This is a genomic window from Sphingopyxis sp. QXT-31 (assembly GCF_001984035.1).
Classification (GTDB): domain Bacteria; phylum Pseudomonadota; class Alphaproteobacteria; order Sphingomonadales; family Sphingomonadaceae; genus Sphingopyxis.
The window spans coordinates 4140851-4164185 of sequence record NZ_CP019449.1; the positions used below are offsets into that span (position 1 = coordinate 4140851).

At 65.7% G+C, this 23335-nt stretch carries 23 protein-coding genes; 10 read left to right on the top strand and 13 right to left on the bottom strand.

The window, feature by feature from the left end:
* The first annotated feature begins 162 nt into the window (after positions 1 to 162).
* Positions 163 to 1158, top strand: a complete 996-nt coding sequence (locus BWQ93_RS19780) for a DUF3011 domain-containing protein (protein WP_083721075.1) — start codon at positions 163 to 165, stop codon at positions 1156 to 1158.
* Positions 1159 to 1205: 47 nt separating this feature from the next.
* Here BWQ93_RS19780 and BWQ93_RS19785 read toward each other — a convergent pair whose 3' ends face one another.
* Positions 1206 to 1808: a 2-hydroxychromene-2-carboxylate isomerase gene (locus BWQ93_RS19785; protein ID WP_083721077.1), complete on the bottom strand. Its 603-nt coding sequence runs from the start codon at positions 1806 to 1808 to the stop codon at positions 1206 to 1208.
* The gene (locus tag BWQ93_RS19790) at positions 1802 to 2536 is read right to left on the bottom strand and encodes an SDR family oxidoreductase (RefSeq protein ID WP_077031982.1); all 735 of its coding nucleotides are present in this window, start codon (positions 2534 to 2536) and stop codon (positions 1802 to 1804) included. The genes BWQ93_RS19785 and BWQ93_RS19790 overlap by 7 nt, the downstream gene beginning before the upstream one ends.
* 92 nt (positions 2537 to 2628) lie before the next feature.
* Between BWQ93_RS19790 and BWQ93_RS19795 the strand changes: the two genes are divergently transcribed.
* Positions 2629 to 3120, top strand: a complete 492-nt coding sequence (locus BWQ93_RS19795; protein ID WP_077031983.1) for a winged helix-turn-helix transcriptional regulator — start codon at positions 2629 to 2631, stop codon at positions 3118 to 3120.
* A 50-nt stretch (positions 3121 to 3170) separates the two neighbouring features.
* Entirely contained in the window at positions 3171 to 3698 is a 528-nt protein-coding gene (locus BWQ93_RS19800; protein WP_156878309.1) for a hypothetical protein, read from the top strand.
* Positions 3699 to 3701: 3 nt separating this feature from the next.
* On the opposite strand, the gene clpS is transcribed toward BWQ93_RS19800, so the two are convergent.
* The 3 genes from clpS to BWQ93_RS19815 form a co-directional block, all read right to left on the bottom strand.
* Positions 3702 to 4055: an ATP-dependent Clp protease adapter ClpS gene (gene clpS / locus BWQ93_RS19805; RefSeq protein ID WP_077031985.1), complete on the bottom strand. Its 354-nt coding sequence runs from the start codon at positions 4053 to 4055 to the stop codon at positions 3702 to 3704.
* A 219-nt stretch (positions 4056 to 4274) separates the two neighbouring features.
* Complete coding sequence (locus BWQ93_RS19810) at positions 4275 to 5033, bottom strand: phasin family protein (RefSeq protein WP_077031986.1); 759 nt, start codon at positions 5031 to 5033, stop codon at positions 4275 to 4277.
* A gap of 120 nt (positions 5034 to 5153) precedes the next feature.
* Positions 5154 to 6938, bottom strand: a complete 1785-nt coding sequence (locus BWQ93_RS19815; RefSeq protein ID WP_077031987.1) for a PHA/PHB synthase family protein — start codon at positions 6936 to 6938, stop codon at positions 5154 to 5156.
* A 115-nt stretch (positions 6939 to 7053) separates the two neighbouring features.
* On the opposite strand from BWQ93_RS19815, the gene BWQ93_RS19820 reads away from it, so the two are divergent.
* Both BWQ93_RS19820 and BWQ93_RS19825 read left to right on the top strand, forming a co-directional pair.
* Entirely contained in the window at positions 7054 to 8265 is a 1212-nt protein-coding gene (locus BWQ93_RS19820) for an LL-diaminopimelate aminotransferase (protein WP_077031988.1), read from the top strand.
* Positions 8266 to 8520: 255 nt separating this feature from the next.
* Positions 8521 to 9018: a DUF2721 domain-containing protein gene (locus tag BWQ93_RS19825; RefSeq protein ID WP_077031989.1), complete on the top strand. Its 498-nt coding sequence runs from the start codon at positions 8521 to 8523 to the stop codon at positions 9016 to 9018.
* Between the two features lie 356 nt (positions 9019 to 9374).
* Here the strand turns inward: BWQ93_RS19825 and BWQ93_RS19830 are convergent, their stop codons facing one another.
* A complete protein-coding gene (locus BWQ93_RS19830; RefSeq protein ID WP_077031990.1) occupies positions 9375 to 10955 on the bottom strand; it encodes an amidase in 1581 nt (526 codons plus the stop codon).
* 110 nt (positions 10956 to 11065) lie between these two features.
* Between BWQ93_RS19830 and BWQ93_RS19835 the strand changes: the two genes are divergently transcribed.
* A complete protein-coding gene (locus BWQ93_RS19835) occupies positions 11066 to 12379 on the top strand; it encodes a spinster family MFS transporter (RefSeq protein ID WP_077031991.1) in 1314 nt (437 codons plus the stop codon).
* Here the strand turns inward: BWQ93_RS19835 and BWQ93_RS19840 are convergent.
* From BWQ93_RS19840 to BWQ93_RS19850, 3 genes are all read right to left on the bottom strand, one after another.
* On the bottom strand, positions 12376 to 12966 hold the full coding sequence (locus BWQ93_RS19840) for an NADPH-dependent FMN reductase (protein ID WP_077031992.1): 591 nt from the start codon (positions 12964 to 12966) through the stop codon (positions 12376 to 12378). The two genes, BWQ93_RS19835 and BWQ93_RS19840, sit on opposite strands and share 4 nt — an antisense overlap.
* A gap of 74 nt (positions 12967 to 13040) precedes the next feature.
* Complete coding sequence (locus tag BWQ93_RS19845) at positions 13041 to 13784, bottom strand: class I SAM-dependent methyltransferase (RefSeq protein ID WP_077031993.1); 744 nt, start codon at positions 13782 to 13784, stop codon at positions 13041 to 13043.
* 265 nt (positions 13785 to 14049) lie between these two features.
* Positions 14050 to 15339 (bottom strand): adenylosuccinate synthase, encoded by a 1290-nt coding sequence (locus BWQ93_RS19850; RefSeq protein WP_077031994.1) that lies wholly within the window; start codon positions 15337 to 15339, stop codon positions 14050 to 14052.
* Between the two features lie 252 nt (positions 15340 to 15591).
* Between BWQ93_RS19850 and BWQ93_RS19855 the strand changes: the two genes are divergently transcribed.
* Positions 15592 to 16413: an alpha/beta hydrolase gene (locus tag BWQ93_RS19855; RefSeq protein WP_232314832.1), complete on the top strand. Its 822-nt coding sequence runs from the start codon at positions 15592 to 15594 to the stop codon at positions 16411 to 16413.
* A 16-nt stretch (positions 16414 to 16429) separates the two neighbouring features.
* On the opposite strand, the gene BWQ93_RS21410 is transcribed toward BWQ93_RS19855, so the two are convergent.
* A complete protein-coding gene (locus BWQ93_RS21410; RefSeq protein WP_156878310.1) occupies positions 16430 to 16564 on the bottom strand; it encodes an entericidin A/B family lipoprotein in 135 nt (44 codons plus the stop codon).
* 225 nt (positions 16565 to 16789) lie between these two features.
* Here BWQ93_RS21410 and BWQ93_RS19860 point away from each other — a divergent pair, with 225 nt between their 5' ends.
* On the top strand, positions 16790 to 17167 hold the full coding sequence (locus BWQ93_RS19860) for a DOPA 4,5-dioxygenase family protein (RefSeq protein WP_077031996.1): 378 nt from the start codon (positions 16790 to 16792) through the stop codon (positions 17165 to 17167).
* 109 nt (positions 17168 to 17276) lie between these two features.
* Here the strand turns inward: BWQ93_RS19860 and BWQ93_RS19865 are convergent, their stop codons facing one another.
* The 3 genes from BWQ93_RS19865 to BWQ93_RS19875 all read right to left on the bottom strand — a co-directional run bounded on the left by BWQ93_RS19865 (position 17277) and on the right by BWQ93_RS19875 (position 21332).
* Positions 17277 to 18389, bottom strand: a complete 1113-nt coding sequence (locus BWQ93_RS19865) for an ATP phosphoribosyltransferase regulatory subunit (RefSeq protein WP_077031997.1) — start codon at positions 18387 to 18389, stop codon at positions 17277 to 17279.
* Positions 18390 to 18530: 141 nt separating this feature from the next.
* On the bottom strand, positions 18531 to 20117 hold the full coding sequence (gene serA, locus BWQ93_RS19870) for a phosphoglycerate dehydrogenase (protein ID WP_077031998.1): 1587 nt from the start codon (positions 20115 to 20117) through the stop codon (positions 18531 to 18533).
* 84 nt (positions 20118 to 20201) lie between these two features.
* The gene (locus BWQ93_RS19875) at positions 20202 to 21332 is read right to left on the bottom strand and encodes a phosphoserine transaminase (RefSeq protein ID WP_443029353.1); all 1131 of its coding nucleotides are present in this window, start codon (positions 21330 to 21332) and stop codon (positions 20202 to 20204) included.
* A 189-nt stretch (positions 21333 to 21521) separates the two neighbouring features.
* Between BWQ93_RS19875 and BWQ93_RS19880 the strand changes: the two genes are divergently transcribed.
* Both BWQ93_RS19880 and BWQ93_RS19885 read left to right on the top strand, forming a co-directional pair.
* Positions 21522 to 22202, top strand: a complete 681-nt coding sequence (locus BWQ93_RS19880; RefSeq protein ID WP_443029354.1) for an extensin family protein — start codon at positions 21522 to 21524, stop codon at positions 22200 to 22202.
* Between the two features lie 230 nt (positions 22203 to 22432).
* Complete coding sequence (locus BWQ93_RS19885; RefSeq protein ID WP_077032001.1) at positions 22433 to 23302, top strand: LOG family protein; 870 nt, start codon at positions 22433 to 22435, stop codon at positions 23300 to 23302.
* Positions 23303 to 23335: the final 33 nt, after the last annotated feature.

Genomic DNA, 23335 nt, shown 5'->3' on the forward strand with positions numbered 1-23335 from the left:
AGCGGATGGGCGGGGCCGCGCAAGCGGCGGACGATGGTTAAGCGCGGGTCGTGGTGGACAGCTTTCGCCGTGGCGTCGCTGCAGAAAATGTGAAACTATTCGCGGCGAGAGATTCAGTAAGCGAGGACAGAGGAAGACGTTCGTCAGCAGGGGAGAAGAGCCATGCCTAGTCGCGTCGTAACAACCGCGAGTGCGGTGTCGTTGATCGTTTCGCAGCTTGTTGTCCCGGCCTTCGCACAGACCCGGCCCACGCCGACGCCCTCGGGCGGGTGGGGCAGCTATCCCGGCTATGACCCCGGCTATGCGGGCACGATCCGCTGCGAATCGCGCGGCAACCGCACGCAGCGCTGCAATGTGCGCACCGACGACCGCGTCGAACTGACCCGCGTGATCGGCGGGCGCTGTTCGAAGGGGCGCGACTGGGGGTTCGAAGCCAGTCATATCTGGGTGTCGGGCGGGTGCCGCGCCGAGTTCCGCTATGGCTATGCCGGGGGCTACAACCCCGGGAACCCCGGCAATAATTATATCGGAACGATCCGCTGCGAGTCGCGGGGCAGCCGCTACGAGCAATGCAATGTGCGCACCGACAATCGGGTCGAGCTGGTGCGGCGGCTCGGCGGGCGCTGCAACGACGGGCGGCAATGGGGCTATACCGCCAACTATATCTGGGTGAACGAGGGCTGCCGCGCCGAATTCGCCTATGGTTATCGCGACACCATGCCGCGGCCCGAGCCCGACAAGGACAAGGGACCGAGCACCGGACTGATCATCGGCGGCATCGTCGTCGCGGGCGGGCTGCTCGCGCTGCTCGCGAGCAAGAACAAGAAGAAGAAGGAAGGCGCGCCTGCGGCGACCGAGGAGACTGCGACCCCGCCAACCTATCCAGCGGGGCCGCCCGCGACACTGAGCGCGAACCTGTCGGCGCTGCCGAGCGCGTCGCGCACGTCGGTGCAGAATTGCCTCAACGATGCGGCGCGGCAGGTCGGGGCGACGGGCGGTACGCGGCTGTCGTACGACCGGCTGGTCAATCTCGAGCAGGGCAATGGCGGCTGGCGCATCCGCGCCGCGATGACCGCGACCTATCCCGACGGCGCGCACACGATGGAGATGTACTGCCGCGCGACGCCGACGCAGATCATCCAGCTCGATCTGAGCTGAGGCGACAAAGCCGCCGCCCCGCCACGGCAGGGGCGGCGCAAAGTGGATCAGGCGAGTGCCTCTTCGACCTGATCGAGGCGGTCCTTGCCGAAGAACATGTCGTCCCCGACGAAGAAGGTGGGGATGCCGAACACGCCGCGCGCGACGGCGGCTTCGGTGTTGGCGACTAGCTTCGCCTTGATCGCGGGTTCTTGCGTGCGCGCGAGCAGCGCGGGGCCGTCGAAGCCGCCCGCGGTGAGGAAGTCCGCGGCGACCTCGGGATCGTCCATCTTGATGCCCTCTTCCCACATCGCGCGGTTCACCGCATCGACATAGTCGTCGAGCACGCCCTCATCGTCGGCGACGATCGCGCCGCGCATGATCAGCAATGTGTTGACCGGGAAATGCGGGTTGAGGCGGAATTTGGTCAGGCCATGGCGTGCGATGAAACGCTGCATTTCGAGATGTTCGTAGGCGAGCTTTGCGGGTGCCTCGGCATATTGGATCATCGGCGCCTTGTTGCCGGTGGCCTTGAAGATGCCGCCGAGCAGGCAGGGGGTGATGACCAGGTCGGCGCCGGTTCGCTCGAGCAGTTCGGGCAGCACCTTGAGCGTCAGATACGCATTGGGGCTGCCGAAATCGAAGATGAGTTCGAGGCTTTTGGTCACCATTTTTCTCCCCATGGGCGGAGGTCGAGTTCGTGGGTCCAGGCGCTTTTCGGCTGGTTGTGCAGCATCACATAATTGGCCGCGATGGCCTCGGGGTTGAGCACGAGATCCTTCGCCTTCGCCTCGTCGAAACCGTCGCCCATGCGCTGGCGGATGAAGTCGGTGTCGATCGCGCCGTCGATGATCGTGTGCGCGACGTGGATGCCCTGCGGCCCGAGTTCGCGCGCCATCGATTGCGCGAGCATGCGGAGCGCCCCCTTGGCGCCCGAGAAAGCGGAAAAGCCCGATCCGCCGCGCAGGCTGGCGGTCGCGCCGGTGAAGATGATCGTGCCGCGGCCGCGCGGGCCCATGCGCTTCGCCGCCTCGCGCCCCATCAAGAAACCGCCGAGGCACGCCATTTCCCAGACCTTGGTGTAGACGCGCACACTCGTCTCGGTGATCGGGAAATTGACGTTCGCGCCGATGTTGAACACCGCGACCTCGACCGGTCCGACCTCGGCCTCGACCCGGTCGAACAGCGCGACCATGTCGTCCTCTTCGCGCGCGTCGCCGGGGAAGGCGCGCGCCTGATGGCCCGCATCGCGGATCGACTGCGCGAGCGCTTCGAGCTGGTCGGCGTTGCGGACGCGGCGGTTGACGCAGGCGGTGAGGCCCTCGGCGGCGAAGGCGCGTGCGATCGCGCCGCCGGTGGCGTCGCCGGCTCCGATGACGACGGCAGCGGGATTGGGCATGCGACTCTCCTCTTGGCGCCGCATAGTAACTATGATAATCATAGTGACAAGCGAAATTTCGTATCATGGGAATCTGAGATAGACGGGACATCATGCCCAAACGCGCGGATCTTTCGGACACTTTCTGCCCCGTCGGGCGCTCGGCCGAGCTGCTCGGCGACCGTGCGGTGCTGCTGATCCTGCGCGACCTGTTTTTCGGGCGGCGGCGCTTCGAGGCGATCGCGGCGAACACCGGGCTGCGGCCGCAACTCGCGTCGGCGCGGCTCAAATTGCTCGAGGGCGAGGGCGTCGTCGCGCGCCACGCCTATCAGGACCGGCCGCCGCGCTACGAATATCGGCTGACCGACAAGGGCAAGGATCTGTTCGGGGTGCTCTATGCGATGCGCGGCTGGGCCGAGCGGTGGGCCTATGCCGAAGGCGAGACCGGCGGCGGGCCGGCGATGCGCTACATTCACCGCGCGTGCGGAACCGACGTCGGGACGGCGCCGGTGTGCCCGGGATGCGGCGCGGCGCTGGGCTATGGCGATTTGAAGGGCGAGCCGTCGCCGGCGCTGAAGGCCGAGCAGGCCGCGCGGTCGGGGTAGACCGCGGGCCATGTTCTGATACGCTGTTCTACGATACGAAGGGGAGGAATATGCGCGGCCGATTATTTGCCAGTCTTGCCGTCCTCCTGTTCCTTGCGATGCCGGCGCATGCGATCCCGCCACCGCCGCCGCCGCCCGATCCGGCGGTGATGGTCGAGGCCAATGGATTGGCCAAGGAACTGATCGCTCCGAACGACGGCGATTTGCGTTTTCGGACGCGATCCGCGGTGGGCAAAGAGGCGCTCGGCTGGCTCGCGGTCGTCCATCCCGAAGTTCGGGAGCAGGCCGTTCTGCAGGCCTTGATCGGGGCCGTCCATTCGCGCGTGGACGCGGTCTGGGCCGAAGAACAGGCCAATATATATGTGCCGCTGGTCAACCAGTTTCGATTGATGTCGGCGACCGATCTGGCTGAAGTGCGGCGCTTTGTCGCCACGCCAGCCGGGCAGCAATTTGCGCAGATACTGGTCGATTCCTATTTCGGCCTGGCGGACAGGGCGGCATCCGACGTGCTGTACCGTCGATTGTTTCCTGAACTGCCCGCTATGCTCGAAGCGGCGCAGAGGCACGCTGCCGAATAAGCGTCAGGCCTTTTCCAGCGTGCACTGCAGCGGGTGCTGGTTCTGGCGCGCGGCGTCCATCACCTGATTCACCTTGGTTTCGGCGACCTCGTAGCTGAACACGCCGCACACGCCGACGCCCTGCTGGTGGACGTGCAGCATCACCTGCGTCGCCTGTTCGATGTCCATGTTGAAGAAACGCTGGAGCACCATCACCACGAATTCCATCGGGGTATAATCGTCGTTGAGCAGCAGCACCTTGTACATCGAGGGCTTTTTCGCCTTCGCGCGCGTGCGCGTGGCGATGCCGACGCCGGGGGTTCCGGGCGTGCCGTCGTCCTTGTCCGCCATGAGGCGGACATCATCGGCGTCCGCCATGGCGCGGATGGAATGGAGGGTCTGAACTGGAAGCATTGTCACCGGAATATCGCACGCCGCGGCGGATTCGCAAGGGGGCGGTTCTTCATTAACCCCCTTTTCCACTCGGCCGAAAACAAGAACCGCCCGCTTCCCGGGGGAAGCGAGCGGTCTTGGGTGCGCCGGCGCAGGCGGGGGGAGGGGAGAGAGTGCCCGCGCCAGCTGCGGAAGTGAAGGTCCTTAGGCGGCCTTCATCTTCGAGGTGATGACCGACACGCGGTTCGAGATCGGCGCGAAGCTGTCGTTCGCCATCTTGACGACGAGTTCGCTGGTCTTCGAGGTCTGCGCGACAGCGGCGTCGAACGCCTTCTTGCTGTTCTCGACATAGAGCTTGAAGAAGTCGGCCGGGGTCTTGACGGCGGTGTAGCCCTTGAGCGCGGCGGTGGTGTCTTCGAAGCTCTTGCGAGCGAAGGTCACGCCCTCCTGGCCGAGGACTTCGGCGTTCTTCGCGGCGATCTTGCCGGCTTCGACAAGCGCTTCGAGGTTGGCCTTGTTGAACTCGACGGCTTCTTCAGCAAGCTTGCTGGTCTTCGCGAGCGCTTCCTTCGACTTCGCCTGGAAATCGGCGGTCAGAGTTTCGGCGCGGGTCTTCGCTTCGTCGGCGAACTTTTTGACGGTGTCGTTCATGGTCTTGAATCCTTTGCTGACGGCGGCGACCGGCTTCGGTGCGGCCTTGGGGGCAATCTTCGGGGCAATGGTCTTCACGGCCGCCTTCTTGGGGGCGGCCTTCTTGGCGACTGCCTTCGGGGCAGCGGCCTTTTTCGCGACCGGCTTGGCTTTTGCCTTCACGGTCGGGGTTTTCACGGGAGCCGGAGCGGCCTTCGCCACTGCGGGAGCAGCGGCAGCGGCCGGCGCAGCGGGAGCGACCACCGGCTTGGCGGGCGTTTCCAGCGTCGCGGCTTCGAAAGCCTTTTCGGCACTATCCATCTTGGTAGCCATCGGGGAACTCCTTTATGTTGCAGTGCACAATATAGGAGTGGCGTGGCGATTTCAAGGATGTTTTTGTGCAGTGCACAAAAAATTCTGCTCGCGGTCTTATTGGCCTTTTATTCCCGTGATTTACCGCTGCTTGACATAGCGGCCGGGGGCATCCTCGATCGCCTTCTTAGCACCTTTTCCGGGAATGCGCGAACCCTTTGCTGGGATTTTTGCGTCGTCCCGTGCCGCAATCCAGCCGATCCAGTGCGGCCACCAGCTGCCCTTGGTCTCGGTCGCCGCGGCTTCGAAATCGGCGAGCGTGGTCGCGCCATTGTCGCCGGTCCAATATTGATATTTGCCCGCGGCGGGCGGGTTGACCACGCCGGCGATATGTCCCGATCCCGCAAGCAGGAAGGTCTTGTCGCCCGACAGATGGTCCATCAGCCTCCAGACGCTGGCGAGCGGCGCGATATGATCCTCGCGCCCCGCCTGGATATAGGCAGGGGTCCTGATCTTGCGAAGGTCGAGCGGGGTGCCGCACACCGACAGGCTGTTCGGTATGACCATGCGGTTGTCGCGATAGAGATCGACCAGATATTGGCGGTGCCATTTCGCGGGCAGGTTGGTGGTGTCGCCGTTCCAGTAGAGCAGGTCGAAGGGCGGATAGTCGTTGCCGAGCAGATAATTGCTGACGACATAATTCCAGATGAGGTCGCGCCCGCGCAAGGAGTTGAAGGTCGCGGCCATATAGCGCCCGTCGAGGAAGCCCTGCGCCGAGAGCTGCTCGAGCAGCGCCAGATAGCTCTCGTCGACGAACAGCTTGAGGTCGCCGGCGAACTCGAAATCGATCTGCGCGGTGAAGAAGGTGACCGACTTCACCTTGTCGGCCTCGCCTTTCGCGGAGAGCATCGCGAGCGTCGCGGCGAGCGTGGTGCCCGCGACGCAATAGCCGATCGTGTGCACCGCGGGGACATCGAGCAGGTCGCGCACGGTGTCGATCGCATCGACCTGCGCTGCGATATAATCGTCCCAGACGACGTCCTTCATCGAGGCGTCCGCCGACTTCCACGACACCATGAAGACCGACAGACCCTGTTCGACCGCCCAGGCGACGAAGCTTTTCGCGGGGTTGAGATCGAGGATGTAGAAGCGGTTGATCCACGGCGGGAAGATGACGAGCGGGACGGTAAAGACCTCCCTCGTCGTCGGCGCATAGTGGATGAGCTGGTAGAGGTCGGTCTCGTGGATCACCTTGCCCGGGGTCGTCGCGATATTGACGCCGACCTCGAACGCGTCGGGATCGACATGGGAAAGCTGCCCGCGCGACAGGTCGGTGAGCATGTGCTTCAGGCCCTTGAGCAGGCTCTCGCCGCGCGTCTCGACCGCGCGCTTGATCACCTCGGGGTTGGTGAGCGCGAGGTTGGTCGGCGAAAAGGCCTCGGCCATATTCTTCGCCGCGAATTCCATCTTGGTGCGTATGGCGGGGTCGAGCCCCTGCATCTGGTGCGTGGTTTCGAGCAACTGGTCCGAGAGCAGGCCATAGGTCTGGCGGATCAGCGCAAAGACCGGGTTCGCACTCCATTCGGGATCGGCGAAGCGCTTGTCCTTGGGCGCGTTGGTCGGCGCGTCGGTGAGCGGGGTGAACGAAGGACCCAGCGTCGCGAGCGAGGTCCAGAAGGCGACCCCCTGTTCCCACATCTTCGACGACTGCTCGGCCCATTGCTGCGTCGCCGGGCTGCTCAGCCAGCTCGCGGGATCGAACATTGCCGCGGCGCTGGTCTTGCCATCGTTCGCCTGGCCCAGCGCATATTCGAGCATCATCTGCTGCGCGCGGCCCATGACGCTGGCCCAATGCTGCAGATCGTCGGGCGAGGGCAGGAAGGGTTTCAATATGTCCGCCGCGTCGTCCTTGCCCGTTTCGTTCATGCTCGTTCCCGCTGGTCTGTGGCGATATTTTGCCTATAACAAGCCCCGACGCGGCTGGCGAGACTGCCGCTCGCGTCAATCGACAAGATACGCAAAGGAGTTGTTCTAGCTTCCCATGTCCGAAGATGAATTCTACCGCATCAAGCGCCTGCCGCCCTATGTCATCGCTGAAGTCAATGCGATGCGTGCGGCCGCCCGCGCCGCGGGAGAGGACATTATCGACCTGGGGATGGGCAACCCCGACCTGCCGCCGCCGCCGCATGTGATCGAGAAGCTCTGCGAAGTCGCGATGAAGCCCGACGCGCACGGCTATTCGCAGTCAAAGGGCATTCCGGGGCTGCGCAAGGCGCAGGCCAATTATTATGCGCGCCGCTTCAACGTCGAACTCGATCCCGAGAGCGAGGTCGTGGTGACCATGGGGTCGAAGGAAGGGCTCGCGAGCCTCGCGACCGCGATCACCGGACCGGGCGACGTCGTACTCGCGCCGAACCCGAGCTACCCGATCCACACCTTCGGTTTCATCATCGCCGGCGCGACGATCCGCAGCGTGCCGACGACGCCCGACGAGAATTACTGGCGCGCGCTCGACCGCGCGATGGCCTTCACCGTGCCGCGGCCGTCGATCCTGGTCGTCAACTATCCGTCGAACCCGACGGCGGAAGCGGTCGACCTCGCCTTCTACGAGCGGCTCGTCGTCTGGGCGAAGGAGAACAAGGTCTGGGTTCTCTCCGACCTCGCCTATTCGGAGCTCTATTACGACGGCAACCCGACACCCTCGATCCTGCAGGTGCCGGGCGCGAAGGATGTCGCGGTCGAATTCACCTCGATGTCGAAGACCTATTCGATGGCGGGCTGGCGCATGGGCTTCGCGGTCGGCAACAAGCGGCTGATCGCGGCGATGACCCGGGTGAAATCCTATCTCGACTATGGCGCCTTCACGCCGATCCAGGCCGCGGCCTGCGCGGCGCTCAACGGGCCGCAGGATATCGTTGCGAAGAACCGCGAGCTGTACCAGAAGCGCCGCGACGTGATGGTCGACAGCTTTGGCCGCGCCGGATGGGATATCCCGAGCCCCAAGGCGTCGATGTTCGCCTGGGCGCCGCTGCCGCCCGCGCTCAGGGAGATGGGCAGCCTCGAATTCTCGAAGCAGTTACTGACCCATGCCAAGGTCGCGGTCGCGCCGGGGGTCGGCTACGGCGAGGACGGCGAAGGCTATGTCCGCATCGCGATGGTCGAGAACGAGCAGCGCATCCGCCAGGCCGCGCGCAACGTCCGCAAGTTCCTGGCCATGCACGGCGTGAACACGCCGTCGGTCGCGGCGGGCTGATGCGAGGGTCAGAACCCACGAATAACACCTTCGAGGCGTCGAAATGGCGAAGATATTGGGTTTGGACGGGTGCAGCGGGTAGTATCGCTACCCGCAAGGCCGCGCGGGCCCAAGATCGAAGCCATTTCGGCGTCCCTTCGGGATTTGGCCAATTTTGTCCATGGCTGCGTCGGCGAGCCTTGGAATATTTTCATATGCCTGCGCCTCGCCTCCTAGCCCTGAACAAAATTGGCTCAAACCTCGAAGGTGTTATTCGTGGGTTCTGACCCTTCCGCCGCTGGCCTTGGGGCCATTGCGGAAATCATCCAGATCTCGGTCACGCCGGTGTTCCTGCTGGTGGCGACCGGGGGCTTGCTCAACGTCTTCACCGGGCGGCTCGCGCGCGTCGTCGACCGGTCGCGGGTTTTAATCGAGCAATGGGGCGAGACCGAGGGGCAGGAGCACGAAAGACTCGTCGCCGAGCTCCGCGTCGTCGACCGGCGGATGGACATCATCAACAATTCGATCGCCGCGGCGGTGGCGTGCGGGATCGTGGTGTGCCTGCTCGTCGCGCTGCTGTTCGCGCAGGCCTTCGTCGGCTTCAACCTCGGCGCGGCGGCGGCGTGGGTGTTTGCGCTGGCGATGCTGCTGCTCCTCGCCTCGCTCGTGCTGTTCCTCGTCGAGGTGCGGCTCGCGACGCGCACGATCCACGTCCCGCTCGAACTGCTCGAGCTCGAGGAAATGGGCTGGCGCAAGCGGCAGGGGCGGCGCTGAGCGCGGCTTTGGGCCGGGGAGCGGCCTTTGCCTTCTTCCAAAGTTCAGGAAAGTTCAGCCCAGTGTGCCTCCCGAACAGAGACTCCGAAGACCGCTGTATTCGCCGGGCGGAGCGTCGAGATCGACGCTGGCATAGCCGGATTTATTAGGAAAGACCTTTTTCGAGGGCGGCGGTTTGGGGTGGGCAATTGCCCTTCAAATCTCGTCATGCTGAACTCGTTCAGCATCCATGGCTCCAGCTCTGTTTCAGCGCTGCGCCAAAGGAAACGGCAGGCCATGGATCCTGAAACAAGTTCAGGATGACGATGCTATAAAGGTCGTGTTCGCCCGAAACCGGTCCTCCAGCCTTTAGACGATCACGGCGCCACACCCACCCGAAACGTCGGCGCCACCCGCTTCCGGCTCGCCTGCTCATAGGCATAGCCCGCCGCCAGCACTTCGGCGTCGCTCCACTTCGGCCCGATGAAACTGACGCCGATCGGCAGGCCCTGCACCGCGCCCATCGGCACGGTGAGATGCGGATAGCCCGCGACTGCGGGGAGCTGGCTGGCGCTCGGGCCGGTATAATGATCGCCGTTGACGATGTCGCTGGTCCAGGCGGGGCCGTTGGTCACGCCGATCAGCAAGTCGACCTTGTGCGCCGCGAGCAGGCGGTCGATGCCCTCGGGTCCGGCGAGCCGCGCGGCCTTGGCCTTGGCGTCGAGATAGGGTTTGCTGTCGAGCCCGCCCTTGGTCTCCGCCAGTTCGAACAGCGACTGGTCGAACCATAGGAGCTCCTCGGGATGCGCCTTGTTGAAGGCGATCAGGCCGGCCAGCGTCTTGGGGCCGGTCTTCGTGGGGAGCCCCGCGAGATAGGCCGCCATGTCGGCCTTGAGTTCGGTCATCAATATCTCGAACTCGGCGTCACCCAGTTCTTCGAGGCCTTTGCGACTGTCGGCGATCTCGACGACCGTCGCGCCCAAACCCTCCATCTGCTTCAGCGCGGCATCGAGCAGCGCGGCGATATCGGCGCGGCCGCCGATGCGGTCGCGCAATACGCCGATGCGCTTGCCCTTGAGCGCATCGGGCGCGAGCGCGGCGACATAGTCGGTCTTGCGCATATCGGCCTCTCTGGTCGCGGGGTCTGCGGGGTCGCTGCCGGCGATGACGCTCATCACCGCGGCGGCGTCGCGCACGGTCAGCGTCATCGGACCGGCAGTGTCCTGGCTGTGGCTGATCGGGACGATGTATGTGCGGCTGACGAGGCCGACGGTCGGCTTGAAGCCGACGATGCCGTTGACGCCGGCGGGGCAGGTGATCGAGCCGTCGGTTTCGGTGCCGATCGCGAGCGGCGCGAGGCTGGCGGCGACCGCGGCGGCGCTGCCCGACGAGGAGCCGCAGGTGTTGCGGTCGAGCGCATGCGGATTCTTCGTCAGCCCGCCGATCGCGCTCCAGCCGCTGGTCGAATCGTTCGAGCGGATGTTCGCCCATTCGCTGAGGTTGGTCTTGCCGAGGATGACTGCGCCCGCTTCGCGCAGCCGCGCAACGATCGGCGCGTCGCGGCCGGTGACATTGTCCTTGAGCGCGAGCGAACCCGCGGTCGTGGCCCATGGACCCGCGGCCTCGATATTGTCCTTGAGCAGGATGGGGATGCCGTGCAGCGGCCCGCGCGCCTGGCCCGCCTTGCGCTCGTCGTAGAGCCTTTGTCCTTCGGCATAGGCTTCGGTCTGCGACAGGTTGACGATCACCGCATTCAGTTTGGGTCCATAGTCGTCGAGCCGGCCGATGCGGTCCTGATAGACCGACAGCATCAGCCCTTCGTAGAGTTGGCCGCTCTCCATCTCGGCGCGCAGCGTCGCGGCGTCCTTGCCCTCGACCTCGGGGAGTGGCGGCGGCATCGCGGCGGCCGGGACGGTGACGAGGAGCGCGGCGGCGGCGAACAGCGAATTTTTTTGCATGGGGTCAAAGCTGCCAGCCGTAGCGGCAATTGCAAGCGGCGATTTTCGCCCCGTCGCGGCGGCATTGACACCGAGGGTCCGATCTGGCCCGATGCGCCCGGGAGAAAAAGATGACCGAAAAAGCCGCCGTGTCGCAGGGCGCCGTTTCGCCGTCCGCCGACAGCGTGTCCGCGCAGACGCGGACGATGCTGTGGGTCTTGCTGATCGTCTATATCTTCAACTTCCTCGACCGGCAGATCGTGAATATCCTGGCCGAGCCGATCAAGGCCGACCTGGGGCTGACCGACACCGAATTGGGGCTGCTCGCGGGGCCGGCCTTCGCGGTATTCTATGCGTTGCTCGGCATTCCGATCGCGCGCTATGCCGACAAGGACGGCACCAACCGCATCCGGCTGATCAGCCTCGCGCTCGCGATCTGGTCGGCGATGACCGCGGTGTGCGGGCTCGCGCAGAATTTCGTGCAACTGCTGTTCGCGCGGATCGGCGTCGGCATCGGCGAGGCGGGGTGCACGCCCGCGGCGCATTCGCTGATCAGCGACAGCGTCGAGCCGGCGAAACGCTCGTCGGCGATCGCCTTCTACGGCATGGGCGTGCCGATCGGGTCGCTGCTCGGGCTGATCATCGGCGGGATCGTCAACGATCTTTATGGCTGGCGCATCGCGCTGATGCTCGTCGGGCTGCCGGGGCTGCTGCTCGCGCTGGTGGTGCTGCTCGTGCTGCGCGAGCCGCGCGATCTGAAGCCAGCGATCGAAGCGAGCGCCGCCAAGCCGGCGCAGCTGTCGACGGGCGAGGCGATGCGCGAGATATTCGCGTCGCGCGCCTTCGTCTATATCCTGATCGCCGCGTCGGTCACCGCCTTCCTCGGATATGGCAAGGCGCTTTGGACGATCAGTTTCTTCATCCGCAGCCACGGACTGTCGACCACCGAGGCGGGGCTGTCGATGGCCGTCGTACTGGGCGTCGCGGGAGTGTTCGGAACCTGGCTCGGCGGCAAGGTCGCCGACAAGTTCGGCTCGCGCGACAAGAAGCATATCCTGACGCTGCCGGCCTTTGGCATGGCGCTCGCCGCGCCGGTGCTGTTCCTCGGCTATTATATGGAAAACTGGATGGTTGCGGTCGCGTTGCTGATCGTCCCGACGATCCTCAACTCGGCATACTATGGCCCCGCCTACGGCTGCGTGCAGGGGCTGGTGCGGCCGCAGGCGCGCGCGGTCGCGGCGTCGATCATGCTGTTCGGGCAGAATCTGATCGGCCTCGGTTTCGGGCCTTTTCTGTTCGGGGTGCTGTCCGACGCGCTCGCGCCGGCCTATGGCCAGGAAAGCGTGCGCTATGTCCTTTATGGTGCGGCGTGGCTGGGGCTGATCCCCGCCTTCTTCTTCTGGCGCGCGAGCCTGCGGCTCTCGCGCGAGCTGAAGTCGGGTTAGTAGGGAGGATCCTGCTTCGCGCGCTGCGCCTTCGCGGCGTCGATCCACCAGTTCAGGTCGTCGGCGAAGCGCGGGAAGGCCTTTTCCAGCCGTTTGCCGCTGTCGCCCGCGGGTTTGCCTTCATCGTCGAACGCGCCGCCGATGCCGCCGACGGGCAGGATCGAGCTGGTCACCGCCATGCCCATCTCGCCCAGGATATCGCGCCAGCCCATCATCGAACGCACCCCCGCGAAGGGGCCCGCCGAATAACAGGCGATCGCCGCGGGGCGCCAGAACCATTCCTCGAGAAAATGGTCGGTGAGGTTCTTGAGCCCCGGTTGCGGCCCCCAATTATATTCGCCGGTGACGAAGAGAAAGCCGTCGGCGGCGCGGATCTTGCCCGCGAGTTCCTCCATCGCGCGCGGCGCTTCGCCTTTCGGATATTCCTTGTACATAAGGTCGAGCATCGGGAGGCCCACCGCCTTGGCGTCGATCAGCTCGGCGCTGTCGCCGCGTTGGATGATGGCGTCGACCAGCCAATTGGCGAGCTCGATGCCCTGGCGGTCGCGGCGGTAGCTGCCGAAGAGGACGAGGATATGGCGCGGCATGGGGCGTCCTTCATGGGCGGATGGGAATCGCATCGCACCGTGGTACGCCTTTGCGCGGCGCGGGCAAGAGCCGCCTAGCCGCGGCGGACGGCGCCGATAAGCGTGCCCTTCGCCCCTGCGCGGTCGTAGACGAAGTCGATGCTGGGCCAGCGTTTGCGCCAGCGCCGCGCGACGAGGCGCTCGCCGATCCGCGCCGCATCGTCGAGCAGGATCAGCGCGTCGCCGGTCAGCCGCGGGAACAGCGATTCGGCCGCGCCGCGCACCAACGGGTGCAACGCCCAGGGCGGACCGTCGATCACGAGCAGGCCGATGTCGGAAGGAATGTCGGTCAGCTGGTACCAGAGCCCCGGCCAGTGGCCCGGCGGGTCCCCGAGCGGCGCGTGACGGATGTCGGCGGCGACGCCCTGGCTCGCAAGCCAAGCGCCGGTCTCGGCGACGAAATCCTGATGCTGGTCGTAGCTGATCAGCCGTCCGCCGCCATATTTCTGCAAGGCCTTGGCGATGACGAGGCTGCTCGCGCCGCAGCCGAGTTCGACCACCGTGGCGGGGCGCAGCCTTTCGATCGCATCGACGATATGGAACAGGAAGCGCGTGTCGGCCTTCCAGCTGCCGAGATTGGGCAGTGCGTCGGCGGGCAGGTCGAGCCGGGCGAGCAGCGCGGCCTTATCCGCCTTGCGACCGCCCCACAGCGAACACAGCAGCCACGGCCACTGGATTGCGCCAAAGGCGATGACGTCGAGCCGCTCGCGCAAGGGACGCGGCAGCGCGTCGTAAAGGTCCGGCCGGGCCAGAAGCTGCGTGGTGTCGCGCGTCGTCATCGGTACGCCAACTAGGCGCGGGGCGAGTCAGTTCGGTGACAGTGGCGCGGCATGCGGCGGGATGCCGCGAAGTTGCGGTGGTTTGGGGGGGGGGGAGGGAGGTTTTGGGCGGGGAGCGATCAAGCCGGCCTATAAATCCCGTTCGTGTCGAGCGAAGTCGAGACACGCGAAGGCACGCGCTCCCTATGGGTGTCTCGACTTCGCTCGACACCAACGGAAATGGAGGACGGTATGGAAACCACCCCAAAGCCGCCGGAACCGCCGCTCAATCGCTGAATGGATCCCTGATCAGGATCGTGTCCTCGCGCTCGGGGCTGGTCGAGACCAGCGCGATCGGGGTTTCGATCAGTTCCTGGACGCGCTGGATATATTTGATCGCCTGCGCGGGCAGGTCGGCGTAGCTGCGTGCGCCCGCGGTGGTTTCGTGCCAGCCGTCCATTTCCTCGTAGATCGGCTCGACCTCGGCCTGGTCGGCCGAGTGGGCGGGGAAATAGTCGAGGATCTTGCCGCGGAGGCGATAACCCGTGCAGATGCGGACCTTGTCGAAGCCGTCGAGCACGTCGAGCTTGGTGAGCGCGATGCCGGTGACGCCCGACACGGCGCAGCTCTGACGCACGAGCACCGCGTCGAACCAGCCGCAGCGGCGCTTGCGCCCGGTGACGGTGCCGAATTCGTGGCCGCGCTCGCCGAGCCGCTGGCCGATCTCGTCCTCGAGCTCGGTCGGGAAGGGACCGCTGCCGACGCGCGTCGTATAGGCCTTGGCGATGCCGAGGACGAAGCCGACCGCACCGGGGCCGAGCCCTGAGCCGCTGGCCGCGGTGCCGCTCACCGTGTTCGAGCTGGTGACGAAGGGATAAGTGCCGTGGTCGATGTCGAGCAGCACGCCCTGTGCGCCCTCGAACAAGATACGCGCGCCGGCCTTGCGCACCTTCTTGAGGCGCTTCCAGACGGGCTGGGCATATTCGAGGACATAGTCGGCGATTTCGGCGAGGTCGGCCTTGAGGCGGTCGCGGTCGATCGGCGGCTCGCCGAAACCGGCGCGCAGCGCGTCGTGGTGCGCGGTCAGGCGGTCGAGCTGGGGTTCGAGCTTGTCGAGATGTGCTAGGTCGCAGACGCGGAGCGCGCGGCGGCCGACCTTGTCCTCATAGGCGGGGCCGATGCCGCGGCCGGTGGTGCCGATCTTGCCCGCGCCCGCGGCGGTCTCGCGCAGCGCGTCGAGGTCGCGGTGAAAAGGCAGGATCAGCGCGCAATTGTCGGCGATCGCGAAATTCTCTGCGTTGATCTCGACGCCCTGGCCGCGCAGCTTGGCGATCTCGTCGCGCAGCGCCCAGGGGTCGAGCACGACGCCATTGCCGATGATCGACAGCGTGCCGGTGACGATGCCCGAGGGAAGCAAGGACAGCTTGTACACCTGTTCGCCGACGACGAGCGTGTGTCCGGCATTGTGGCCGCCCTGGAAACGCACCACGGCATCGGCGCGGCTGGCGAGCCAGTCGACGATCTTGCCTTTGCCCTCGTCGCCCCATTGCGACCCGATGACGGTGACATTTGCCATGATGCTGTCCTGCTAAACGGGCTCGTTTTTAGCCCGGCGCGGCCTTAGCGGATTTGGCCGCAGAGGCAAGCGCAGTGGGACGGATTTGCGACATTTGCGGGCTAGTTATGCTGCCTCAAGGGAAAGCGGAGATTGTGGACGATGCGAAATCAGCGGTTGATCACAGGAGCCGCGCTGGTGGCGTTCATCGCGGCGAGCGTGGCGGTGCCCGGCCCCCTCGCCGAAGCGCGCGAGCGGCTGCGCGACCGCATCATGCAGCGCATGGGCGCGGATGCGGGGCCCAAGGTGCCGGGGAGCGAGACGATCGCTTATGGCCGCGACCCGCTTCAGTCACTCGACGTCTGGCGCGCGAAAGGCGCGAAGGGGCCGGCGCCGCTGGTGGTCTTCGTTCATGGCGGCGGGTGGAAACGCGGCAGCAAGGACAATGCGACGGGGCGCTTCAAGGCCGAACATTATCCGGGTCAGGGCTATGCCTTTGCCTCGATCGACTACCGGCTGGTGCCCGCTTCGGCGGTCGAGCAGCAAGCCGAGGATGTCGCGATGGCGGTGAGGGCGCTGATCGACGACGCCGAGCGGCTGGGCATCGACCGGCGACGCATCGTGCTGATGGGGCATAGCGCGGGGGCGCATCTGGTCGCGCTGGTCGGGACCGACGAGAGCTATCTGAAGAGTGTCGGACTGTCCTTCGACGATATCACGGGGGTGATCCCGATCGACGGCGCGGCGTACGACGTGCCCGCGCAGATGAAGGACGGGCCGCCGATCATGCAGAAGACCTATATGCAGGCCTTTGGAAGCGATCCGGCGCGGCAGGCGAAGTTGTCGCCGAAGTTTCAGGCAGAGGCGCCCAACGCGCCGGACTTCCTGTTGCTCTACGTGCAGCGCCCCGACGGCGTGCGGCAGGCAAAGGCACTTGGGACAGCGCTGACGGCAGCAGGGTCCCGCGTCGAGCACGGAAGCTCTCCCGGCGAGGGCTTGCAGGGGCATGCCGAGATCAACCGTAGGCTCGGCGATCCCGGCTATGCTCCAACAACTGCGGTTGACGTCTGGTTGAAGCGGGTATTCGCGCGCTAGGGCGCGACAAATAGCTCTAGCAGTTGCCCTTCACGCCATCGGCGCAGTCGCCGACCGATTCGACGTCTTTTCCAGCGCCTTGAACCGTATTGCAGGCAGACAGGACGAGGATCGAGCTACCGATTGCGAAAATCTTCAAAAGCTTTTTCATTTCTTTCTCTCCGGCGAAGAGGGCGACCGACCCTCCGGTAAACTCTGGGCACTGCGATAACATCCGTTTGCGACGATGGTTCCGCACGTCGGTCTGACGCTGGCCGAAGCGTTTGAATTTATGGTCAGGTTGGGCGAGAGACGAGGCTGACTCGCGACCCGCCTTTGCCTCCGAGGCAGATGAGCCTCGGGTTACATCGACGCTGACGATGGAAGAGACGATACCATGACCGACCCGACCGCACCCTACCACGCGCACATCTATTATGACGCGGCCGAGCGGCCCGCGGCGGTCGCGCTTCGCAAGGCGTTCGGCGAAGACCCTGCGATCCTGCTCGTCGGGCCGATGATCGACCATGGCGTGGGGCCGCATCCGATCGCGCAGTACGAGGTGCATTTCCTGAAGGCGCACCGCGATGCGGTGATTGCGGCGATTACGCCGACGGGGCTGCGCGCGCTGGTGCATCCGCTGACCGACGATGATCTGGCGGACCATACCAGCCTGGCCGAGTGGATCGGCGAGCCGGTCGAGCTCGATGTGACGGTGCTCGATCCACCGGGGGTGAACCAGGGGATTCCGCGGTTCGGGAAGGCGGATTTTTAGCCTAAGCGTTTAAATCCCGTTCGTATCGAGCGAAGTCGAGATACGCTTGGGCAGCCTATGCGGTCGCGTGTCTCGACTTCGCTCGACACGAACGGATTTGGGGTGAGGGTCAGGCCTCGACCGGCCCATCGGCCGTGAGGCGGTAGCCGCAACCGAGCGCGCGCGCCTCGTCGGCGTCCGACAGCGCCGCGACCGTCTGCCAGCCGTCGGCGCGCAGGCTTGCCGCAAGTTCGGCGTCATGGCCGAGTGGCAGGAAGATGCGGCGTTCGGCGACATCCTCGGCGCCGAGGCCGTCGTCGATCAGCGGGTCGGGGTAGAGCGAGAAGCCGACCGCCGATTCCTCATGATCCTCGCCGACCGGGATCGCATAGCCGCCGCCGCGGCCGATCGCATCGCCCTGGCCGGGGACGAAGATCTGGAACCCGAACCAGCTCTGATAGGCGAAGCCGTGGCGCTCGGTCGGGTCGAGCGTCAGCGACACGCGGTCGCGGATGGGGGCGGCGATGGCTTCGAGTGCGTCGATCCGGCTCGCCAGCACACCGATGCTGTCGAAGGCGCGCAGGTCGGCGATCGCCTGGTCGAAGGGGCCGGTGGCGCGGAGCAAGGGCAGATAGGCCGCGGCGCCGATGCGGACGAGCGCGCCGGCATCCTTGGCGTCGAGTTCGTCGCGCAAGGTTTCGAGGCTGGCCGCGACGGGCAGCGACGCGGCGAGCAGATCGACCGCGTCGGGCAGGGTGAAGTCGATCGTCACGGGGCCGATGCCCGCAGCGTCGAGCGCGTCGATCGCGACGGTGACGATCTCGCGCGCCGCGGCGACGCTGTCGCTGCCGATCAGTTCGGCGCCGACCTGCAGCATTTCGCGCGCGGGGCGGAGCTGGCTCGCGCGCAATTTGACGATCTGGCCGGCGTAGCAGAGGCGCAGCGGGCGCGGCGCCTGTGCGAGGAGCGAAGTCGCGATGCGGCCGACCTGGCGCGTGATGTCGGGGCGGAGCGCGAGCGTGCGCTGCGATACCGGATCGGTGAAGCGCAGCAGGTCACGAGCCGAGCGATCGTCGTCGCCGCCGAGCGTCTCGCGGAATTCGGCGAGCGGGGGCGACACGCGGCCATAGCCGTGCGCGCGCATCGCATCGACGAGCGCGCGGGTGACGCGCGACGCTGCCTCGGCCTGTTGCGGCAGGCGGTCGCGGAGGCCTTCGGGCAGCAGGGCGGGGGTGCGAGGCATGGTGGGGCCTTTAGGCGGGTGCAGGAGACTCAACAATCCCGAATTCCGTGCGCATCGAGCGAAGTCGAGATGCTGTGAGGGCATATGACACCGATGGGTGTCTCGACTTCGCTCGACACGAGCGGGATTGAGAGCCGGGTCTTAGAACTTCAGGCCCTTCACCGTCTTCACGCCCGGAAGCTGGCACAGCTGCCACAAGAGCGGTTCCGGCATCGGCGAGTCGAGGCTGAGCAGCAGCACCGCTTCGCCGCCCGCGGCGCGGCGGCCGAGGTGGAAGGTGCCGATGTTGAGCCCCGCTTCGCCGAGCGCGGTGCCGATGCGGCCGATGAACCCCGGCGCGTCCTCGTTGACGATGTAGAGCATATGGCCGTCGAGGTCGGCTTCGACCTTGATGCCGAACATCTCGACGAGGCGCGGGTCGCCGTTGCTGAACAAAGTTCCCGCGACCGAGCGGTCGCCCGCCTCGGTCGCGACGGTCACGCGGACGAGCGTGTGGTAATCGCCGTCGCGATCGTGGCGCACTTCGCGCACGTCGAGGCCGCGTTCGCGCGCGAGGTGCGGGGCGTTGACCATGTTCACCGCGTCCGAATAGCGGCGCATCAGGCCCGTGAGCACCGCGGCGGTGATCGGCTTGAGGTTCAGTTCGGCGGCGGCGCCCTCGACCTCGACCGAGATGCTCGTGAGGTTGTCGTGCGCGAGTTGGCCGACGAGGCTGCCGAGCTTTTCGGCGAGGCTCATATAGGGGCGCAGCTTCGGCGCTTCTTCGGCCGAGAGGCTGGGGACGTTGAGCGCGTTGGTGATGCCGCCGGTGAGGAGATAGTCGCTGATCTGCTCGGCGACCTGGATGGCGACATTGACCTGCGCCTCGTCGGTCGACGCGCCCAGATGCGGGGTGCAGATGAAGTTCGGCGTACCGAACAGCGGATGGTCGGCGGCGGGCGGCTCGGTCTGGAACACGTCGAGCGCGGCGCCCGCGACATGGCCGCGGTCGAGCGCCTCCTTCAGCGCGGCTTCGTCGATCAGCCCGCCGCGCGCGCAGTTGATGATGCGCACGCCCTTTTTGGCTTTCGCCAGATTTTCCTTCGACAGGATGTTGCGCGTCTGGTCGGTCAGCGGGGTGTGCAGCGTGATGAAATCGGCCTTGGCGAGCAGCGTGTCGAGGTCGGCCTTTTCGACGCCGAGCTCGATCGCGCGCTCGGGGGTCAGGAAGGGGTCGAAGGCGACGACCTTCATGCGCAGGCCCAGCGCACGCTCGGCGACGATGCTGCCGATATTGCCGCAGCCGATCAGGCCGAGCGTCTTCGAGGTCAGCTCGACGCCCATGAAGTCGTTCTTCGGCCATTTGCCAGCCTGCGTCAGCGTGTTCGCTTCGGGGATCTGGCGCGCGAGCGCGAACATCATAGCGATCGCATGTTCGGCGGTGGTGATGCTGTTGCCGAAGGGCGTGTTCATCACGATGACGCCCTGCTTCGACGCCGAGGGGATATCGACATTGTCGACGCCGATGCCGGCGCGGCCGACGACCTTGAGGTTCGTCGCGGCGGCGAGGACGTCGGCGGTGACCTTGGTCGCCGAGCGGATGGCGAGACCGTCGTAGGCGCCGATCATCGCGATCAGTTCATCCTTGGTCTTGCCGGTGATGACGTCAACGTCGATGCCGCGTTCCTTGAAGATCGCAGCGGCTTTGGGATCCATCTTGTCGCTGATGAGGACTTTGGGTGCGGTCATTTTATGTCTCCGTATCCCGGCGGTAACCGGGATGTGTGGCGGGATGGGGAAATGGGCCCCGGCTTGCGCCGGGGAGCACACAGGTCAGGCCGAAAGGCTGGCGTAGGCCCAGTCGAGCCACGGGCCGAGGGCCTCGACATCGGCGGTGTCGACGGTCGCGCCGCACCAGATACGAAGGCCCGGGGGCGCGTCGCGGTAGCCCGCGATGTCGTACGCCGCGCCTTCGGCTTCGAGCAGCCCCGCGAACTTCTTGATGAAGCCCTCGTCGGCGCCCGCGACCGACAGGCAGACCGAGGTCTTCGAGCGGCTGGCGGGATCGGCGGCGAGATGGCTCAGCCACTCGCGGTCGGCGACGATCTTGTCGAGCGCTGCGGCGTTCGCATCGCTGCGCGCCTTCAGGCCTTCGAGACCGCCGAGCGACTTCGCCCATTCGAGCGCGAAGATCGCGTCCTCGACCGCGAGCATCGAGGGGGTGTTTATCGTCTCGCCCTTGAACACACCCTCGGCGAGCGCGCCCTTCGAAACGAGGCGGAAAACCTTCGGCAGCGGCCAGGCGGGGGTGTAGGTTTCGAGGCGTTCGACGGCGCGCGGCCCGAGGATCAGCACGCCATGCCCGCCTTCGCCGCCGAGCACTTTCTGCCAGCTGAAGGTCGCGACGTCGATCTTGTCCCACGGCAGGTCGTAAGCGAACACCGCGCTGGTCGCGTCGGCGAAGCTCAGGCCTTCGCGGTCGGCGGCGATCCAGTCGCCGTCGGGGACGCGGACGCCGCTGGTGGTGCCGTTCCAGGTGAAGAGGACGTCGTTCGACCAGTCGACGGCGCCCAAGTCGGGCAGCTGGCCATAATCGGCGCGGATGATCGTCGGGTCGAGCTTCAGCTGCTTTGCGGCATCGGTGACCCAGCCCTCGCCAAAGCTCTCCCATGCGAGCGTCGTGACGGGGCGGGCGCCGAGCATCGTCCACATCGCCATTTCGAAGGCGCCGGTGTCGGAGCCGGGAACGATGCCGATGCGGTGCGTGTCGGGGAGGTGCAGCATCTCGCGCATCAGGTCGATGCAAAGCTGCAGGCGCGTCTTGCCGATCTTGGCACGATGCGAGCGGCCCAGCGATTCGGTTTGGAGCTTTTCGGGGGACCAGACCGGCGGTTTGGCGCAGGGTCCGGAAGAGAAAAACGGGCGCGCAGGGCGCAATTCGGGTGTCGGCACTTCACTCATCATAGTCTCTCCTTGCAGAGAGCTCGCGCGGCGTTGGGACCGCGTGGCCCGGCGCCGCGTTTAGGGAGGCCCACGAAACTGTCAAACAAAATGCTTCGGCCGGGCGAAATTTTCGACGAGCGGAGGCGATGGTTTGCGACTTGTTAACCATGGTGTCGGTAATTTGACGCCATGGCGAGATCCCGTTTTCCCTTGCTTCGGACCCTGGTCGCAGCCGCGGCGGCGCTTTCGCTGTCGGCGTGCTTCGGCGCGCCCGAGGTGATGAAGAGCGGCGGCGGCAAGAAGCGGATTGCAAGCACGCCGAAGCGGCCGCAGGTCGCGGGAACGCCCTCGTTCAACAGCCCCGAGGCGCAGCAATGCGCGGTGGATCTGAAACAGGCGGGGGTGAAATTCACCCCGCTGCCCAATCAGGATCATGGCGGCGGGTGCAGCTCGATCGATTCGGTGAAATTGCTCGATGTCGGGGTCCCGACCACCAATCTCGGCGCGATGACCTGCCCGCTGGCCAGGAATTTCGCGGCCTGGGCGCAATATGCGGTGCGCCCCGCGGCGCGCAAATATTTCGGGCAGGAGGTCGTCAAGATCGAGACCTTCGGCACCTACAGCTGCCGCAACATCTATGGCGGACGATCGGGGCGATTGTCGCAGCACGCCTATTCGAACGCGATCGACGTGTCGGGCTTCGTGCTCGCCGACGGGCGCCGCATCATGCTCGACGGCGGGTGGAAGGGCGACAAGGCTTCGCAGGACTTCCTGCGCGCGCTGCACAAATCGGCGTGCCGGCGCTTCGGGACGGTGCTGAGCCCCGATTATAACGCGGCGCACTACAACCACTTCCATATGGATATGAGCGGCAACGGTTATTGCCGCTAAGCTCCTTCTCCCTTGATGGGAGAAGGATACGCAGCCTTAGCCGCGAAGCGGCTTAGGCGGAGTTGGATGAGGGTGATGGTACGGCCTTGCACCTTCGCGTCAGGCCGAGAGCTCACCCCCACCGCTGCGACTAACGAACGAGTTCGTAAGTCTCGCTGCCTCCCCCATCGAGGGGGAGGGGACAGGGGTGTGACTTGGCAAAGTCACGCGGAGGGAGTAGCCGTCCGCCAATGACAGAAGACAAACAACCCCATCGTTCGCGTTTCCACAAGGCTAAGGACGACGCGCAATTCGCCAAGCAGGCGGTTTCCACCCCCCAGACGCAGAGCCCGGCCTATCGGCTGGCGTTCCAGGACACCGAGTTCCTGCTGCGCGAGGATTTGCGTCCGGTGCGCTTCCAGCTCGAGCTGCTCAAGCCCGAGCTGATGCTCGACGAGGCGAAGATCGAGTCGATGCTCGTCATCTATGGCTCGGCGCGCATCCCGGCGCCCGACGCGGCGCAGGCGGTGCTCGACGCCGCGCGCACCCCCGAGGAACAGCGCATCGCCGAACGGCTCGCCGCCAAGGCGAAATATTATGAGGAAGCCCGCAAGCTGGCGCGGATCGCGAGCCAGGTGCCGCCCGACAAGAATGGCTGCCGCAACTATGTCGTCTGCTCGGGCGGCGGGCCGTCGATCATGGAGGCCGCGAACCGCGGCGCCGACGACGAGGGCAAGGAATCGGTGGGGCTCAACATCGTGCTGCCGCACGAGCAGGCGCCGAACCGCTATGTGACCCCGGACCTCAGCTTCCAGTTCCACTATTTTGCGCTGCGCAAGATGCATTTCCTGCTGCGCGCGCGCGCGGTGTGCGTGTTCCCGGGGGGCTTCGGGACATTCGACGAGACGTTCGAGCTGCTGACGCTCATCCAGACGGGCAAGATCAAGCCGATCCCGATCGTCTTGTTCAGCGAGGAATTCTGGACCCGCGTCGTCAATTTCGACGCGCTGGTCGAAGAGGGCGTGATCAGTCAGCGCGATCTGTCGCTGTTCCACTTCGTCGAGACCGCCGAGGAGGCGTGGGGGATCATCCAGGATTTCTACGCGAAAGTGGCGGAGTAGGTCTTGAGACCGCTCCCTGAAAGGAAGGGGAGA